Origin of the sequence: Novosphingobium terrae, from assembly GCF_017163935.1 — a bacterium.
Lineage (GTDB): Bacteria > Pseudomonadota > Alphaproteobacteria > Sphingomonadales > Sphingomonadaceae > Novosphingobium > Novosphingobium terrae.
Window position 1 is genome coordinate 2,108,229 of record NZ_JABVZR010000002.1, and the last position, 15,032, is coordinate 2,123,260.

Genomic DNA, 15,032 nt, shown 5'->3' on the forward strand with positions numbered 1-15,032 from the left:
GGCAACCCTAACCGCGCACCACGCAGCGAAAGCCGATATGGCTGGTGGAGCTGTCCACGCTTTGCGGGTGGCGCGCGGCGGGGCGATAGCGCTGGCAATAGCTGGGCGCGCAAAGATGCGATCCGCCCTTCAGCACCTTGCGCGGAATCTTGACCTGAGGGCTGGCCGGGTCGAAGCTTTTGGCGCGAAAGCCGCCGCGCGGATTGCTGACGGCGCAGCAGGCGGATTTGGCTTTCTTTTGGGCGGTTTCGGGCAGGCTCCACCAATCCTCGCACCATTCCCAGACATTGCCGATCATGTCGAAAACGCCATAGCCATTCGCCGGAAAGGCTCTCACCGGGCTGGTGCGGACCCAGCCATCCTCAGCCAGATTGGCAAAGGGAAACAGCCCCTGCCAGGTGTTGGCCTGATGCACGCCGCCCGGCGTCAGCTCATCGCCCCAGGCAAATTCCTTGTCGACCAGACCACCGCGCGCGGCAAACTCGAACTCGGCCTCGGTGGGCAGCGCCTTGCCCGCCCAGGCGGCATAGGCGGCGGCATCCTGATGCACCACGTGCACGACCGGATGGTCCATCAGATCCTCGATGCCGCTGTCAGGCCCGGTGGGGTGGCGCCAGTCCGCACCGGGCATCCAGCGCCACCATTGCGACGGATCGGAGGTGTCCACCGGCCTGTCCGTCATCATGAACACCGCCGAGCCCGGCACTGCCAGAGCCGGGTCCATGCCGGGGTATTGCGCGGGATCGGGCGCGATCTCGGCGAAGGTCTGGTAGCCGGTTGCCGCCACAAAACGGGCGAAGTCGGCGTTGGTCACGGGCACTTTATCGATCCAGAAGGGATCGACCTTCACCCGGCGCAGCGGCGCTTCCTCGGGATAGAAGGCGGTCGATCCCATGGTGAAGGTGCCACCGGGAATCGCCACCATGCCTTCGGGAATGGGGCGGGATGCTGCGCTGAGTTCCATGACCATCGTTAACCTCTAGGCGAGATGGCGGGGGGCGACAACCATCCCCCGCACCATCATGGACGCGCGCTCAGCACGATCCCGACACCACGCAGGTAGAGCGGTTCAGCGCCGCCATGGAGGAGGGCAGTTCGAAGGGCAGATGCCCGCGCGCCACCGCCTTGCCGGCCACCACATCGAGCAGCGCCGCATCGCTGGCGCCGAAGACGGCCAAGCAGGGCGTCTGCGCGGTCCTTCACATTGGTGAGGATCGCAGGCCGGTCATAGCCCTCGGTCGAGGCGCCGATGCCCGAGTCCGGCGCGGGCAGTGAGCCATGCAGCAGCGTGCCGACCTTTCTCTTCAAGCGTTATGCGCGCCAGCCGGGCGCATCCTTCGCGCCGCACAGGGCAAGCGAAACCAGAGGCAGCAGAAGCGCGGTGGCAAGCGGGCGAGCATCAGGTGCAGGCTCCCGAAGAAGACATGGGCAGCGCACAAGAGTTTGCACGCCGTCCCGGAGTGTTAGCGGAAGTGGTAGGAAATCGTGCCGCCAAAGTAGCGCGAGGCATCCTTTTTGTAGGTGCCCACCATGTCATAGGGCGTCGCCGTCGTAAAAGGATGGGCCGTCTTTTCGTCATGCCGGGCGGCGGTATCCCAGTGATCGGGGTTCTCGAACCCTCGTATGGCTATGTTTCGTGAAAAATGTAACATGATAAGTGTCGTGATTCATCGCACTTGCCAATCCGGGCCGCGATGTACAAGAGGTTCGCGTGCGCAATGACAGCCGCCTTTCCCGCATGCTCCATGTGCTGCTCCATATGGCGCGGCATGATGGCCCGCTGACCTCCGAGGCGATCGCGCGGATGCTGGGCACCAATGCCGTTGTGGTCCGCCGCACCATGGCGGGGCTCCGCGAGGAAGGCTATGTTCGGTCCGAAAAGGGACATGGCGGCGGCTGGGTGATCTGCGCGGATCTGGAAAGGGTCACGCTGCTCGACATTCACCGCGCTGTCGGCGGGCCGCGCATTTTCGCCATCGGCAATGAGCATGCCAATCCGGCCTGCGCGGTGGAGAAGGTCGTCAATGCCGCAGTGGAGGATGCCCTGCGCGATGCGGAGGCCTTGCTGATCGCGCGGTTTGGTGCGGTGACGCTTGCCCGGTTGGCGCAACAGTTCGATGCGCTTTGCATCGCGCCGCCGCACGGCGATATGTCGGGGATCGCTTCTTAACAGCAGGGGCGCCAGCATCGACGGGCGTTTCACGGCCCCATGCAGCAGCCCTGATCACCGGCCCGCGCGGGCTTATCCTCCGCGCTGAAGTCGTTCTGTGATGATGCGATATTTGTCCGGTGTCGTATCGCTCATCGCGGCTTCGCGGGAGGGGGGGGTGTCGTCAAAGGGGATGGGTTCGGCAAATTGGCTGACCGTCAAATCCCACCGTGTGCCGTCGATAAGATTGTAGAAATGTGTGCCGCCCACCGTCCTGGTCGAGAGGATGTCGCCACCGAAATGGTCCTGAACGATCAGGGCGGTGACGCTGCAATGGTTCTTCGCGGGATTGTCGGCGGACCAGCTTGCCGGAGGGCTCGCCGTTTCAGCCGACCATGCGCTGCGGAGCGCGCGGTATAACGCGATGGGGTGGTTGAAAGGCTTTTCCGATATCGCGGTCATAGGGCATCCGACATTGAGGGGCCGCCGGTGACTATCATGCGCTGCCGGCGGAAGACAGGCGTTCTCTGCGTGCCATGACAAGATCGAGACGGTGTTCGATGGGGCCTGTCTACGGCCCGAGGATCAGGCGGAGATCCGGCAGGATATTGATGGGGCCATCGGCAAAAAAGCGCCCGCCAACGCAACATCCTCTTCGGCGGGCCGATGGTTTGTTTGCCCCGATCATCGGGCAGGGCGAGGGGCTCTGGCCGTTCTGAGGCAATCCGCGCTTGCCGGGCAAGAAGAATATTTACATTACCTATCTGCAAACTAGGATATATAGGTCGATGCGTTGCCAAGGAGGGTCGCATGCTGCCTGTTTCCGTCTCACTTTCTCTGCGCTCGCGGCCCCTGCGGTAAGGCTGAAAGATGGCGCAAACACAATCGACCTCCCGGCTGATCGGCATGGCGGCGTTGCTGCTTGCTCTGCTCGGCGGATGCAAGGATCATGGCAAGGCCTCGGGCGATCCCAATGATCTTTCCGATGTGACGATCATCGTCGGCACACCCAACAAGACCGGCCTGCGCCGCCAGCTGACGGCTGCTGGCGAGACCACAAACCTGCCCTACAAGATCGAATGGGCGGTCTTCGATTCCACCCCGCCGCTGACCGAGGCGCTGAAGGCGGGCAAGGTCGATATCGGCGGAGGCGGGGAGACCGGTGTGCTCTTCGCCATTGCCAATGGCGCGAAAATTGCGGTGCTGGCGGGTACGGAGATGCGCGATCCGGACAAGGCCGTGGAAGTGCTGGTGCCGGCCGACAGCCCGGCGCATTCCCTGGCCGATCTGCGCGGGCGCAAGATCGCGCTGCCCTATTACACCGCGCAGCATTATGAGCTGGCGCGCGCGCTGGACAAGGCAGGCCTGCCCTGGGATCGCAAGCTGATCCTCAATCTGAACACGGTCGACGGGCTTTCGGCGCTGGTCAACCGGCAGGTCGATGCACTGATCGTGTGGGACCCCAATGCCGCGGTGGCCCAGACCCGGTTCCATGCGCGCGGCATCGGCTCACTGCGGGCCATCGTGCCGACGGCGGGAATGCTTTATGCGGCGCAAGCCTCGGTGGAGGACCCGCGCAAGAAGAAGGCGCTGCAGGATCTGACGCGGCGGATCATCCGCGCCCAGGCCTGGGTCAATGACCATCCCGAGCAATGGGCGCAAGAGATGGCGACACAGGCGCAAATCCCGCTGCCTGCCGCCCGGCTGACGGTCTCGCGCAACAATGCCGATTACCTCCCGGCGGGCGACAAGGATGTGGTGGATCGCTGGCAGAAGGAGGTGGATTACTTCCACCAGCAGGGCCAGTTCCAAACGGCGTTCAACATCCGCGACCATCTGGCGCCGGGCTTCGATGCCATTGTGGCCGATGAAAACGCCAAGCTGCCTCACAAGGCCGGAGCCGCCCAATGACGGCCAGCATCACCGCGCTGGAAACGGCCTCGACGCTGGAGCGGCTCCCGTCGCTGGCAGGGCGGCAGAAGCAGCTGCGTGTACCGCGCTCGCTGCGGCGGTTGAGCGGTGTCGTGCTGCTGCTGGCGGGATGGGCCTTGTCCAGCTGGTTCAACTGGCTGCCCACCGATATCCTGCCTTCGCCGCGCAGCGTGGTGCTGGCGATGGGCGAATTGCTGTCTGACGGGCAGTTGGTCGAGGCGCTGGGTGCTTCGCTCACGCGGGTGGTGATCGGCTGCTCGATCGGCATTGCGGCAGGGGTGGTGGCCGGGCTGTTCTCCGGCCTGCTGCATCTGGGCGAGGATCTGATCGACGCCCCGGTGCAGATGATGCGCACCCTGCCATGGGCCGGGCTGATCCCGCTGCTGATCATCTGGCTGGGCATCAATGAGGCCTCGAAGATCGCGCTGGTGGCGCTGGCCTCCTTTTTCCCGATCTATCTCAATCTCTTCGCCGGCATCCGCAACATCGACCAGAACCTGATCGAGGCATCCCATACGCTGGGGTTGGGGCAGGGGGAGATCGTGCGCCATGTCGTGCTGCCCGGCGCTTTGCCCAATGCGCTGATCGGGCTGCGTTTCGCGCTGGGCCATGCGTGGCTGGCGCTGGTGCTGGCCGAAACGGTCAACAGCCAGACCGGCATCGGTTCGCTCACCACCTATGCGCGGGAGACCTATCGCACCGATATCGTGCTGGTCTGCCTGCTGATTTACGCCCTGCTCGGTCTTTCGACCGACCTCATCGTCCGCTTTCTGGAAGGAAGGTTCCTGTCATGGCGACCGAGCTTCAAAGCCGCCTGAGCCCCTCGCCCATCGAGGCCCCGCATCGCCCGCGCGGCGCGGCGGTGCGGGCGCGGGGCGTCACCCGGCGCTTCGGTGATCGCACCGTGATCGACGATCTCGATCTGGATATCCATCCCGGTGAATTCGTCGCGCTGCTTGGTGCCAGCGGTTGCGGCAAGAGCACCCTGCTGCGCATTCTGGCCGGACTGGATCAGGAGATGAGCGGCGATGTGCTGGTCTCCGCCCGGCGCGGCGTGGGTTTTCAGGCGCCGCGCCTGCTGCCGTGGAAGCGCGTCGCCGAGAATGTGGGGCTGGGCTATAAGGGTGCTGATGGGCTCAGTCGCATCGCCGCCACGCTGGCCGAGGTGGGACTGTCTCACCGCGCCCGGGCCTGGCCCAAGGAGCTTTCGGGCGGTGAGGCACAGCGGGCATCCTTGGCGCGCGCCCTGATGCGCGATCCCGATCTGCTGCTGCTCGATGAACCCTTCAGCGCGCTGGATGCGCTGACGCGGATGAAGGCGCAGGCTCTGGTGGGCCAGCTGTGGTCGGCGCGGGGCTGCGCTGTGCTGCTCGTCACCCATGATGTGGAGGAGGCGATGCTGCTGGCCGACCGCATTCTGGTGATGCGCGAGGGGCGGATCGAGGAGGAAGTCTCCCTGCCATCGCCGCGCCCGCGCAGTCTGGATGATGGCGGCTTCGTGCAAAACCGCGCCGAAATTCTGGGCATGCTGGGCCTCTGAACCGCCCTTTTGCAGATTGGAACAACCATGAGCCAAACCACCACAGTCCCCGGCAAGGCCTCTGCCGACCTTCGCCCCGATCAGGCCGCATCGCAGATTGCGCAGGGCTGGGGTGCCGGCCCCAGCGCGCGCTATGAGCAACTGGCCGCCCCCTTTCGTCCGGTGTTCCAGCGCATCCGCGAAGATGCCGCAATCCGCGACACCCGGCGCCGCCTGCCCTTCGATGAGCTGGAGTGGCTGAAACAGGCCCGCTTCACCACCCTGCGCGTGCCCGAAAGCCATGGCGGGCAGGGGGTGACCTTGCCCGAATTGATCAATCTGCTGATCGAACTCTCCGAGGCTGATCCCAACATCACCAACATCCTGCGCCCGCATATCGGCTTTACCGAGGATCTGCTCAACAGCAGCCACGAAGCGTTCCGCAACCGGTGGCTGGAACGCATCGTAGCAGGCGATACTTTCGGCAACGGCTTTTCCGAAACCGGCGGCAATGTCGGCGCGGTGACCACCAGCCTGGTGCGCGATGGCGAGGATTACCGGCTCGACGGGAAGAAATATTACACCACCGGCACACTCTTCGCGGACTGGACCAATATGGGCGCGGTGGATGAAAACGGCGATCCCACCGGCGCCGTGATCCCCACAAGCGCGCAAGGCGTGCAGATCATCGACGACTGGAACGGCTTCGGCCAGATGCTGACCGGCAGCGGCACCACGGTGTTCGATCAGGTTCGGGTGCCGCCCGAGCTGGTGAATCCGGAAAAGGGGCGCGCCCGCTATGTCGGGGCGTTTTTCCAGCTGGTGCATCTGGCCACGCTGGCGGGCATCGGGCGGGCGGCGGCCAATGATGTGGCGCGGCTGATCCAGGAACGCTCGCGTGCCTATGGCCATGGCAATGCGGCGGCGGCGCGGGACGATCCGCAGATCCTCGCGGTGGTGGGCAAGGTGCGCGGCGCGGCCTATGCGGCAGGCGCCATCACGCTGAAAGTGGCCGAGGCCTTGCAGCGCGTCTATGATTACAACCAGTCGCGCGAGGTCGAGGCGGAGGAATGGGCAGGCGCCATCGCCGATGTCGAGATCAATGAGGCGGTGACGGTGGTCAGCCAATTGGTGCTGGGTGCGGCGACGGATCTCTTTGACGGGCTGGGCGCCTCGGGCACCAGCCGCGATCATGCGCTGGACCGCCATTGGCGCAATGCCCGCACCATCACCTCGCACAATCCGCGCATCTATCGCGATCGCATCGTGGGCGCTTTTGCCGTCAATGGCACACTGCCGGTGCAGCCGCTGCGCAATGCGAAGGACAAACCAGGCAAGGTGGACCGCAACGCGGCCTCTCCGCCGATCCTGTGAGGGCTTAAAGCGTGGCGGGCAGGCGCAGCATCTCCAGCACGTTGCTGAGGTGGCCGCGCCCCACGCTGGCCCGGTCCTTGGAGGACAGGTCGATCCCGGCGCGCTGCATGCCCGAAAGCAGATCCGAAAACAGCGCGGCGTCAAGATAGGAGATCGCGATGTCGGGCCCGGCGATCATCCGCAGCACCTTCCCGCTGGTATGGCCGCGCAGATAGCGAATGCGTGGCGCGAAAGGCTGCAAGGCTTCGTCGCGCGCCACGGCCAGCATCAGCTCCTCGATGGCGAGCCGGTTGGACAGATGCATGGTTTCGCCGGTGAGATCGGGCAGCTTGCCCTTGATCCCGCTGTCGGCCTCGGCCTCGGCGGGCGTTTCATGGACCGGAGCGGCAAGGCGCTGATAGATCACATCAAAAGCGGTGCGCACCAGATCGACGCTGGTGCGAAACCGGTTCGACACCATACCCAGCGACACACCGGCCTCTGCCGCGACCGCGCGGTGAGTCAGCCTGGCCATGCCCTGACGTTCGACGACATTGGCAGCGGCGGCGGCGATGTGCTGGGTCGTCTCATCCTGAATCGGCAGATCGGGCAGCGAGGCCAGCGCCTGATGCCGCGCGGCAAGGCGCCATGGGCCATCCGCCACCAGCCCGCCCGTCAGCCACGCGGCCCAGCCCTGGCATAATTCCTCAAGGCAGGCGCGATCGAGCACGCGGCGCCAGGACAGCATATGCAACGCTGCCTCGGCCTCGAAGACAAAGCTCGTCCATTCGCCGTGCTGCCCGGCGCCGCACAGGTCGCAGACCGTCTTCCAGAAATCCGCCCAGACCTCGCGCCATCCCTGACCGAGCAGGCTGTAATGCGGATCGCGGCGGGCCAGCAAGAATCCCTCGCGCCAGGCGAAGGCGAGGCGCCTTTGGCTCTGGGTCCATTCATCGATCAGCGCGGCCAGAATCGTGCCCAATCCGCTGGCCGGGGCGGGGGCGGTCACGGCTTCAGACAAGTGTTCCAATTGCGCGGCGCACCATTGCCTTGTCTCGATCAGGGCCTCTTCCTGAGCCTTGAGAAACACCTGTTCCATCGAAGGGAAGTGATTGTAAAGCGTGGAGAGCGGAACGCCCGCATGTCTGGCCAGCGCACGAGCGGAAATGGCGCCATGGCCGATCGTCTCCCACAGCTGCCACACTGACTCCACCAGACGGCGCTCCAGTGGCACAGAACTGCGGAAATAAAGAGAATTTTCCGGGCTGTTCATCGTCGTTCCGCAGGCTTTCCCATGCTCATGCTGGCAGCGGCCGGGTGGCCGCCCTTGTCCTTGAGCCTGCCTTCATAGCCTTTTGCCGTGCGAGATACAAATGTTCGCCAAGGCGGGGTGACCGTCACAAGGTTGAAATACATTCGTTCCATTTGGAGGGGCGAATCGACGGGAAGAGGCCTTCCTGAAACCGATCGTCATGAGGATACATATGCTCGTCCATCGCCACGCCAACCGCCTGTTGCGGACCTCCACCGCGCTTTGTCTCGCGCTTTGTGCCATGCCTGCCGTCGCGCATGCCGCAGCGCCTGCCGCGGCTCCGGCTCCCGCCGCCGATGCTGATGCCGATCAGGGGCTGACCGATATCGTCGTCACGGCCGAAAAGCGCCCGGAGAGCCTGCAAAAGACGCCGATCTCGATCTCGGTGCTGAAGTCTGACGATCTGGCCAACCGCCATGTCACCTCGCTGCTCGATCTGGGCGACGGCGCGATCCCCTCGCTGCGCGTGGCGCCCTTCTTTGCGCGCCCCTCGGCGCTGATCCTCAACATTCGCGGCATCGGCGTGCTGGCGGACAGCAACCAGCCCGCCCGCGATCAGGGCGTGGGCATCTACATCGACGGCGTCTATATGGGTCGCGCGCAAGGGCTTGGCACTGCCATGTTCGATGTGGACAGCATCGAGGTGCTCAAGGGGCCGCAGGGCACGCTGTTCGGTCGCAACACCGAAGGCGGCGCGGTGAGCATCACCACCAAGAAGCCCAGCGGCAAATTCGCCATGAGCACCACCGTGGGCGCGGGCAATTACGGCAGCTACAAGGCCGAAACCCATCTCGACCTGCCCGAATTCCACAACATCAGCGTGAAGGTCGACGGTGTGATCGCCCATCGTGACGGGCTGGTGAAGAACCCGCTGGCCGGTGCCTCGGACTTTGGCGCCTATGACAAGCGCGGTCTGCATGCCGAAGCGCTGTGGAAGCCGGCGCCCAATTTCAGCGCCGATTATTCCTACGATACCTCTCGCGACTCCTCCACCTCGGCCTATGTGCAGGCGATCTCGGCAGGCTCGCTGGCCCGCGCGCCCGATCAGCCGCTGCAGCCTCAGCGCGCCTCGGTGGCGACGGTGGGCGTGCCCGAACTGCCCAGCGTGGGCAAGACCAACGGCCACCGCCTGACGCTGGACTGGGAGGTGCAGCCGCATCTGACGCTGAAGTCGATCAGCGCCTATCGCGAGCTGACCCAGTCGCAGTATGACAATGGCTCGGCCAATCTCTCGGTCTACAGCCCCAGCGGCACCTTCAGCCGCGCCAGCCTCGCCCAGTTCCGTCAGAACCAGCTGAGCCAGGAACTGCAGGTGATCGGCGAGACCCCGCGCCTGAAATTCGCCGCCGGCGCGCTGTTCTATGAGGAGCGCGTGCAGGACAATGCGCAGGCGCCCAACACCATGCAGTGGAATGCCACCGGCACCTCGGCCACTGTGCTGTCGATCGACTACAACGCCGTCACCATCGACCGCGCCAGCCATGTGAAGACCGACAGCTATGGCGCCTATGCCCAGGCGACCTACACGCCTGCCGTGGCGGGTGACATTCTGCATGTCACCGGCGGTCTGCGTTACAGCAATGACAAGAAGGTCGGCCAGCTTTTCACCATCAATGGCGCCACGCCGGTCAGCGTCACGGGTGTGGTGGCACCGCTCAATCTGAATGCCTCATGGTCGCGCGTTGATCCGATGATCAATCTGGCGGTCGATGCCACGCGGGACATCCATCTCTATGGCAAGTGGAGCACGGGCTACAAGTCCGGCGGCGCCAATTCGCGCTCGCTGACCTATGCGCCCTTCAATCCCGAAACCGTCTCCATGTTCGAGATCGGCGCCAAGACCGAGTTCTGGAACCACCGCGCGCGCTTCAATCTGGCGGGCTATGTCGGCACCTACAAGAATGTGCAGGTCGATTTCTCGGCCAGCTATCTGCAATATGTGAATGGCGTGCTGCAGAACAGCAACCGCACCACGCTGGAAACCACCAATGCGCCCGGCACCGGCCATCTGAGCGGTGTGGAAGCGGAATTCACGCTGAACCCGCTGCCGGGCCTGACGCTGAACGCCAGCTATGCCTACAACCATGTCACCATTCCTGACACGGCGAACCCCTATCCGGTGGTCTCGGGCGGTGTTTCGGTGATCAGCACCACGCCGGTGAAGATCTATCCGGTCTATACGCCCACCCAGTCGGCCAGCGGCTCGCTGGATTACGAGATGCCGCTGAAGGGTGCGAAGCTGCGCCTGCATCTCGACGCCAATTACGACAATGGCTTCTACGTCAGCGCCAATGATCCGGCGCCCGCGATCCAGCCCAAGGGCGACCCCAGCTTCATCATGAACGGTCGTCTGGCTTTGGCCGACATCGCCATGGCGGGCAGCGGCGCAAGGCTGGCGATCTCGGCATGGGCGCGCAACCTGCTGAATGAGCAGCATATCTTCTACAAGGCCTACAGCCAGTATCTGGGCACCTACGGGATGTTCAATGAGGCGCGCACCTATGGCCTTGAAGCCAACGTCAAGTTCTGAAAGCTTTTTTCCGGAGATCATCCATGACCACTCGTAATGTTCTGAAGCTGCTGGGCGCGCTGGCTCTTGTTGCTTCGCCCGTGCTGGCTTCCCCGGCGCTGGCCCAGCCTGCTGCCAAGGCCCAGAGCGCCGCGCATGAGCGCTTGCTGCCGCTGCAGGGCGGGCGCAATTTCCGCGATCTGGGCGGCTATCGCACGCAGGACGGGCGCACCGTCAAATGGGGCGTGCTGTTCCGCTCGGGCGCGATGAGCGGTCTGACCCCTGCCGACTACACCGCTCTGGAAAAGCGCGGCATTCGCGTGGTCTGCGATTTCCGCGACACGGGTGAGCGCGCTTCCGAGCCGGTGAACTGGCCCGCCGCCCACGCTCCCAAGGTGCTGAGTGACGACTATCACCTCGACATGGCGCAGAGCCTGCCCAAGGGCGATATGGCGCATTGGACGGCGGAGCAGGCCCGTGCCGCCATGGCCACCAGCTATCCTTTGATGCTGACCCAGTTCAACGGCCAGTTCCGCCGCATGTTCGGCGAGCTGCTGGCACATCGCGTGCCGCTGGCCTTCAACTGCACGGCGGGCAAGGATCGCACCGGCATTGCGGCGGCTCTGGTGCTGACGGCGCTGGGCGTGCCGCGTGAGACGGTGATCGAGGACTATCTGCTCACCAACCGCTATCTGGATGGCAGCAAGATCATGCATGCGAGCAGCAGCAACCCCGGCATGGCCGCCATGGCGAAAATGCCGCCCGAGGTGCTGCGCGCCATGATGGCCGCCGACCGCAGCTACATTGAATCCGCGCTGCATGTGCTGGACCAGCACCCCGGCGGCGCGGAAGGCTATCTGCATGACGAGATGGGCCTGTCCAAAGCCGATCTGACGCGCCTGCGCAGCATGTACACGCAGTAAGGATCAGGCGGCGGCAGACGGGTTCTGCCGCCGCCCTCTTTTATGCGTGGGCTGGAGTGACTTCGGCCCCGAACAGCTCGCGATCCAGATTGTGCAGATCGCCCTGCTGGAAATATTTGTGCATCCACAGGTCGGTGGTGCCCAGATACCAGTGAACCGCTTGCGCCGCCGCTGCCTTGGCCGCCCCGGCAGGCGCATCCGTGCCCGAAGCCTTGGCATTCTTCGAATAGGCATCGAGAAAGTCGAAATGGTCGACCAGCGCCAGCGCCTCGATGGCGAAGGCGGTGGCGATGTCGGTGTCGCTGATGGCGATGAGGTTGTCGCCATTTTCATGCTCGCCGCCCTCCGCCAGATTGGAGGAGCCGCAATAGACCACCGCATCGGGCCGGTTGAAGCCGCAGACCACGAATTTGTGATGGACCTGATGCTCGCGGATCGGCGGCACCTGATCGAAGGGGGCGGGCAGATCGGTGGTGCCCGGTTTGCCGGTGACCAGCACGCCATGATCCTGCCCCAGCGGATAGAGCGTTACGCCCTCTGGCGCGTCGGAAATGCCGTAGCTGAAGATGCCCGGCACGGCATGCAGGGCGTTGAGGCATTGATAGACCACATCCTTGGCCTCATTCAGCGCCATCACCGCGAACAGCACCGAGGCTTGCCCCGCCGGGGCGTTTTTCTCCGCATTCACCCGCGTGACCAGATCGTCCAAAATCGCCTGCGCCGTATCCTGCGTATGCGGCGAGAAATGGATCACGCTTTTGGGCGTCTCCGCTGCTGAACTGGTGAAGGTGCCCGTCGACCAGTCCGAGGCGATAAAGGCAGCGGCCTTCACATCCTGATCCCAGCTGGTGTCGAACACACCCTTGTACCAGCCCGCCACCTCGCGGTCGTCATAGACCAGCACATGGTTGGAATTGACGTAAAGCCCGTTCACCGAAAAATTGGTCGAGCCCGTCAGCACTTTCAGCGGACCGCTGGCATCGCTGACCACCAGCACCTTGTCATGGGCATAGCGGGCGAAATGGCCGCGCTTGATCACCTGCGCATCGCCCGAAGCCTTGGCGATCAGTGCTTCGGCCTGATCCTCGGGCTTGCTGCCGTCTGCCGCATGGTGAAGCGTGGCATCGTCCAGAATGACCCGCAGCTTGCCCGGCTTGGCAGCCATGCGGACCAGAGCATTGATGAAATCCGGCTCGGTCAGATCATAGGCGAAGACATCCAGCGTCAGATCATCCGCTGCCTCCACCGTCTGCATCAGGTCAAAGACCAGATCGCGTGCGGTAAAGCCCAGCCACTCGTAAGCCTGAGCAAAGCTGTAAGGCTGGCCATCCAGAGGCCCCGTGCCCGCCTGCGCGGAGGTATCGAAGATCAGCTCATGCCCGGCGGGGCGCAGCAGCGCATCCTTGCCGAAGCGATGCACAAAGGCCTCCGACTGCACAAAGCCGCGCGTAAAGCCCAGCGCCAGATTGCCCTTGCGAAACGGCCCGACCTGCACATCCACCCGCGCCGTGCGCGCATGATCGAGCGGCAGCATCTTCTGCTGCGCATCGAAAAAGCGCGGCGTCACCTCATAGAGGTAATTGCCCGCCATGGGCGTATCGCCCTGATGGATCACGCCGGGCACATGCACCCAGCGGAATTTGTGAATGGGGGCATTGACCGTCGATTGCGGCGGCTCGCTGGCCAGCTGAGCGTGGTCTTCGGGATGCTCATAGACCAGACTGTTCCAGAGATAATGGCTCTGCCCGTCCGGCGTCGAATAGCGAATGGTAAAACCGGCCAGCCCTTGCGCAGCCTGCTGCGAGGTGAAGTTGAAGGCCAGCAGGGTCTTGAAATCGCCCTCATAGGCCTTCAGGCTGAAATCACCGACATGGGTTTCGATGACATGGGTTTCGATTTTGGCCATCGCCTGTCTCCACGCTTTTCGGGCGGCAGCATCCCCTTGTTATGTGTCGCGATCAAGACAGGCCGGTTTGCGGCGCGCCTCATTGGCTCAAAGCCGCGCTTGCCTATTGTGCTGATCTCCTGCCCAATACAGTTCGTCCCGATCCTGCGGGATCGTCTCTATCCCCGCCGATCCGGCTGTGAAACGAGGGGGCTTACTTCGGAAGGAAAGCCATGCTCACGCCCGCCATTTTCGTCGCCCCGGCCCGCCCCTCGCGGGAGATCTATCTGGCCAATGCGTCGCATGGCCTGCCCAGTGCCCCCGTGCTTCAGGCCTTGCAGGATTATCTGGTCGAGGAAGCCGAATGGGGCGGCGCCTGCGCGTTCCAGCGCCATGAAGCGCAACTGGCCGAGGGCTATGCCGCCGCTGCCAGATTGATCGGCGCCGAAACGGATGAGGTTGCTTTCCTCGAAAGCGGCAATCGCGCGCTGCAGGCACTGATCCTCTCGATGCGGCTGCAGCCGGGCGACCATGTGCTGGTCGATCGCAGCTGCTGGGGCGGCACGCTGACCATGCTGGCCGATCTGCCCGGCGTGGTGGTGGATGTGATGCCCGCCGATGCACATGGCCGTGTCGATGTCGCCGCCGCGGAGGGCATGGTCCATCCTGCCACGCGCTGCATCCTGCTCACCTGGTGCCCGGCGACCAGCGGGATCGTCAATCCGGCGCAGGAGATCGGCGTTCTGGCCCGCAAGATCGGCGTGCCTTACCTGATCGACGCCTGCCAGATGCTGGGTCAGCGCCCGGTGGATGTGAAGGCTCTGGGCTGCCACGGGCTGGCGGCCAGCGGGCGCAAATGGCTGCGCGGACCGCGCGGCACGGCGCTGCTCTATGTCGAGCGCGGTTTTCTGGCGGCGCATCCCGCCTGTATGGCGGATCAGCTTGGCCGCCCGCGCACGGATGCGCGCATGCATGAGCCGGGCGAGGCCAGCTATGCCGGCCGTGTGGCGCTGGGGGTGGCGATCCAGGCCGCGCTGGCGATTGGGCCGGAGGCCATTGCCGAACGTCTTGCCAGCCTCTCCACTTATCTGCGCGCCAGGCTGAGCGCTCTGCCCGGCGTGGCGGTGGTGGAAAGCGGAGATGATCTGTCGGCCATCGTCACCTTCCGCATCGCGGGCGTTCCCGAGGATCAGGCCATGGCCGATCTGGCAGGGCAGGGCATCCGCATCGGCACGCTGAGCAAGACCTATGCCCCCTTCGATATGGCGGCCCGTGGGCTGCAGACGGTGCTGCGCGCGGCGCCTCAGCTCTACACCACCGAGCAGGATATCGATGCGCTGGTGCAGGCCGTCGCTGCGCTGGCGGTCATGGCGTAGGACCGACCTCCCCCGCTGCGGAGCAGCCTTCAAAAAGGGCTCCGCAGCGGTCTTCGAGGCAGACAAAAGGGGGA

At 64.3% G+C, this 15,032-nt stretch carries 13 protein-coding genes; 8 read left to right on the top strand and 5 right to left on the bottom strand.

Annotated elements, in window-relative coordinates; genetic code table 11:
- Positions 1-7 precede the first annotated feature (7 nt).
- Complete coding sequence (locus HGK27_RS27180; RefSeq protein WP_206245585.1) at positions 8-925, bottom strand: formylglycine-generating enzyme family protein; 918 nt, start codon at positions 923-925, stop codon at positions 8-10.
- A gap of 109 nt (positions 926-1,034) precedes the next feature.
- On the bottom strand, positions 1,035-1,178 hold the full coding sequence (locus HGK27_RS27185) for a hypothetical protein (RefSeq protein WP_206243930.1): 144 nt from the start codon (positions 1,176-1,178) through the stop codon (positions 1,035-1,037).
- A 560-nt stretch (positions 1,179-1,738) separates the two neighbouring features.
- On the opposite strand from HGK27_RS27185, the gene HGK27_RS27190 reads away from it, so the two are divergent.
- A complete protein-coding gene (locus tag HGK27_RS27190) occupies positions 1,739-2,170 on the top strand; it encodes an Rrf2 family transcriptional regulator (protein WP_241127875.1) in 432 nt (143 codons plus the stop codon).
- A 72-nt stretch (positions 2,171-2,242) separates the two neighbouring features.
- Here HGK27_RS27190 and HGK27_RS27195 read toward each other — a convergent pair whose 3' ends face one another.
- Positions 2,243-2,611, bottom strand: a complete 369-nt coding sequence (locus tag HGK27_RS27195) for a YunG family protein (protein ID WP_206243932.1) — start codon at positions 2,609-2,611, stop codon at positions 2,243-2,245.
- A 408-nt stretch (positions 2,612-3,019) separates the two neighbouring features.
- Between HGK27_RS27195 and HGK27_RS27200 the strand changes: the two genes are divergently transcribed.
- The 4 genes from HGK27_RS27200 to HGK27_RS27215 are packed head-to-tail and all read left to right on the top strand — an operon-like array spanning position 3,020 to position 6,974.
- Positions 3,020-4,060: an ABC transporter substrate-binding protein gene (locus tag HGK27_RS27200; protein WP_206243933.1), complete on the top strand. Its 1,041-nt coding sequence runs from the start codon at positions 3,020-3,022 to the stop codon at positions 4,058-4,060.
- On the top strand, positions 4,057-4,899 hold the full coding sequence (locus tag HGK27_RS27205; RefSeq protein ID WP_206243934.1) for an ABC transporter permease: 843 nt from the start codon (positions 4,057-4,059) through the stop codon (positions 4,897-4,899). Before HGK27_RS27200 ends, HGK27_RS27205 begins: the two co-directional genes overlap by 4 nt.
- Positions 4,872-5,621: an ABC transporter ATP-binding protein gene (locus HGK27_RS27210; RefSeq protein ID WP_206243935.1), complete on the top strand. Its 750-nt coding sequence runs from the start codon at positions 4,872-4,874 to the stop codon at positions 5,619-5,621. The genes HGK27_RS27205 and HGK27_RS27210 overlap by 28 nt, the downstream gene beginning before the upstream one ends.
- A gap of 27 nt (positions 5,622-5,648) precedes the next feature.
- Positions 5,649-6,974: an acyl-CoA dehydrogenase family protein gene (locus tag HGK27_RS27215; protein ID WP_206243936.1), complete on the top strand. Its 1,326-nt coding sequence runs from the start codon at positions 5,649-5,651 to the stop codon at positions 6,972-6,974.
- A gap of 4 nt (positions 6,975-6,978) precedes the next feature.
- Here HGK27_RS27215 and HGK27_RS27220 read toward each other — a convergent pair whose 3' ends face one another.
- Entirely contained in the window at positions 6,979-8,226 is a 1,248-nt protein-coding gene (locus HGK27_RS27220; RefSeq protein WP_206243937.1) for a TetR family transcriptional regulator, read from the bottom strand.
- A 211-nt stretch (positions 8,227-8,437) separates the two neighbouring features.
- Between HGK27_RS27220 and HGK27_RS27225 the strand changes: the two genes are divergently transcribed.
- The gene (locus tag HGK27_RS27225; RefSeq protein WP_241127536.1) at positions 8,438-10,795 is read left to right on the top strand and encodes a TonB-dependent receptor; all 2,358 of its coding nucleotides are present in this window, start codon (positions 8,438-8,440) and stop codon (positions 10,793-10,795) included.
- A 23-nt stretch (positions 10,796-10,818) separates the two neighbouring features.
- Complete coding sequence (locus tag HGK27_RS27230) at positions 10,819-11,697, top strand: tyrosine-protein phosphatase (protein ID WP_206243939.1); 879 nt, start codon at positions 10,819-10,821, stop codon at positions 11,695-11,697.
- A gap of 40 nt (positions 11,698-11,737) precedes the next feature.
- Here the strand turns inward: HGK27_RS27230 and HGK27_RS27235 are convergent, their stop codons facing one another.
- Complete coding sequence (locus HGK27_RS27235; RefSeq protein WP_206243940.1) at positions 11,738-13,603, bottom strand: phospholipase D-like domain-containing protein; 1,866 nt, start codon at positions 13,601-13,603, stop codon at positions 11,738-11,740.
- Positions 13,604-13,815: 212 nt separating this feature from the next.
- Here HGK27_RS27235 and HGK27_RS27240 point away from each other — a divergent pair, with 212 nt between their 5' ends.
- Positions 13,816-14,958: an aminotransferase class V-fold PLP-dependent enzyme gene (locus tag HGK27_RS27240; protein WP_206243941.1), complete on the top strand. Its 1,143-nt coding sequence runs from the start codon at positions 13,816-13,818 to the stop codon at positions 14,956-14,958.
- The last annotated feature ends 74 nt before the right edge of the window (positions 14,959-15,032 follow it).

Coding starts and splice junctions, on each gene's coding strand:
- HGK27_RS27200 (WP_206243933.1), top strand. CDS start 3,020: ATGGCGCAAACACAATCGACCTCCCGGCTGATCGGCATGGCGGCGTTG.
- HGK27_RS27190 (WP_241127875.1), top strand. CDS start 1,739: ATGCTCCATGTGCTGCTCCATATGGCGCGGCATGATGGCCCGCTGACC.
- HGK27_RS27230 (WP_206243939.1), top strand. CDS start 10,819: ATGACCACTCGTAATGTTCTGAAGCTGCTGGGCGCGCTGGCTCTTGTT.
- HGK27_RS27215 (WP_206243936.1), top strand. CDS start 5,649: ATGAGCCAAACCACCACAGTCCCCGGCAAGGCCTCTGCCGACCTTCGC.
- HGK27_RS27195 (WP_206243932.1), bottom strand. CDS start 2,611: ATGACCGCGATATCGGAAAAGCCTTTCAACCACCCCATCGCGTTATAC.
- HGK27_RS27235 (WP_206243940.1), bottom strand. CDS start 13,603: ATGGCCAAAATCGAAACCCATGTCATCGAAACCCATGTCGGTGATTTC.
- HGK27_RS27205 (WP_206243934.1), top strand. CDS start 4,057: ATGACGGCCAGCATCACCGCGCTGGAAACGGCCTCGACGCTGGAGCGG.
- HGK27_RS27240 (WP_206243941.1), top strand. CDS start 13,816: ATGCTCACGCCCGCCATTTTCGTCGCCCCGGCCCGCCCCTCGCGGGAG.
- HGK27_RS27220 (WP_206243937.1), bottom strand. CDS start 8,226: ATGAACAGCCCGGAAAATTCTCTTTATTTCCGCAGTTCTGTGCCACTG.
- HGK27_RS27210 (WP_206243935.1), top strand. CDS start 4,872: ATGGCGACCGAGCTTCAAAGCCGCCTGAGCCCCTCGCCCATCGAGGCC.
- HGK27_RS27180 (WP_206245585.1), bottom strand. CDS start 925: ATGGTGGCGATTCCCGGTGGCACCTTCACCATGGGATCGACCGCCTTC.
- HGK27_RS27225 (WP_241127536.1), top strand. CDS start 8,438: ATGCTCGTCCATCGCCACGCCAACCGCCTGTTGCGGACCTCCACCGCG.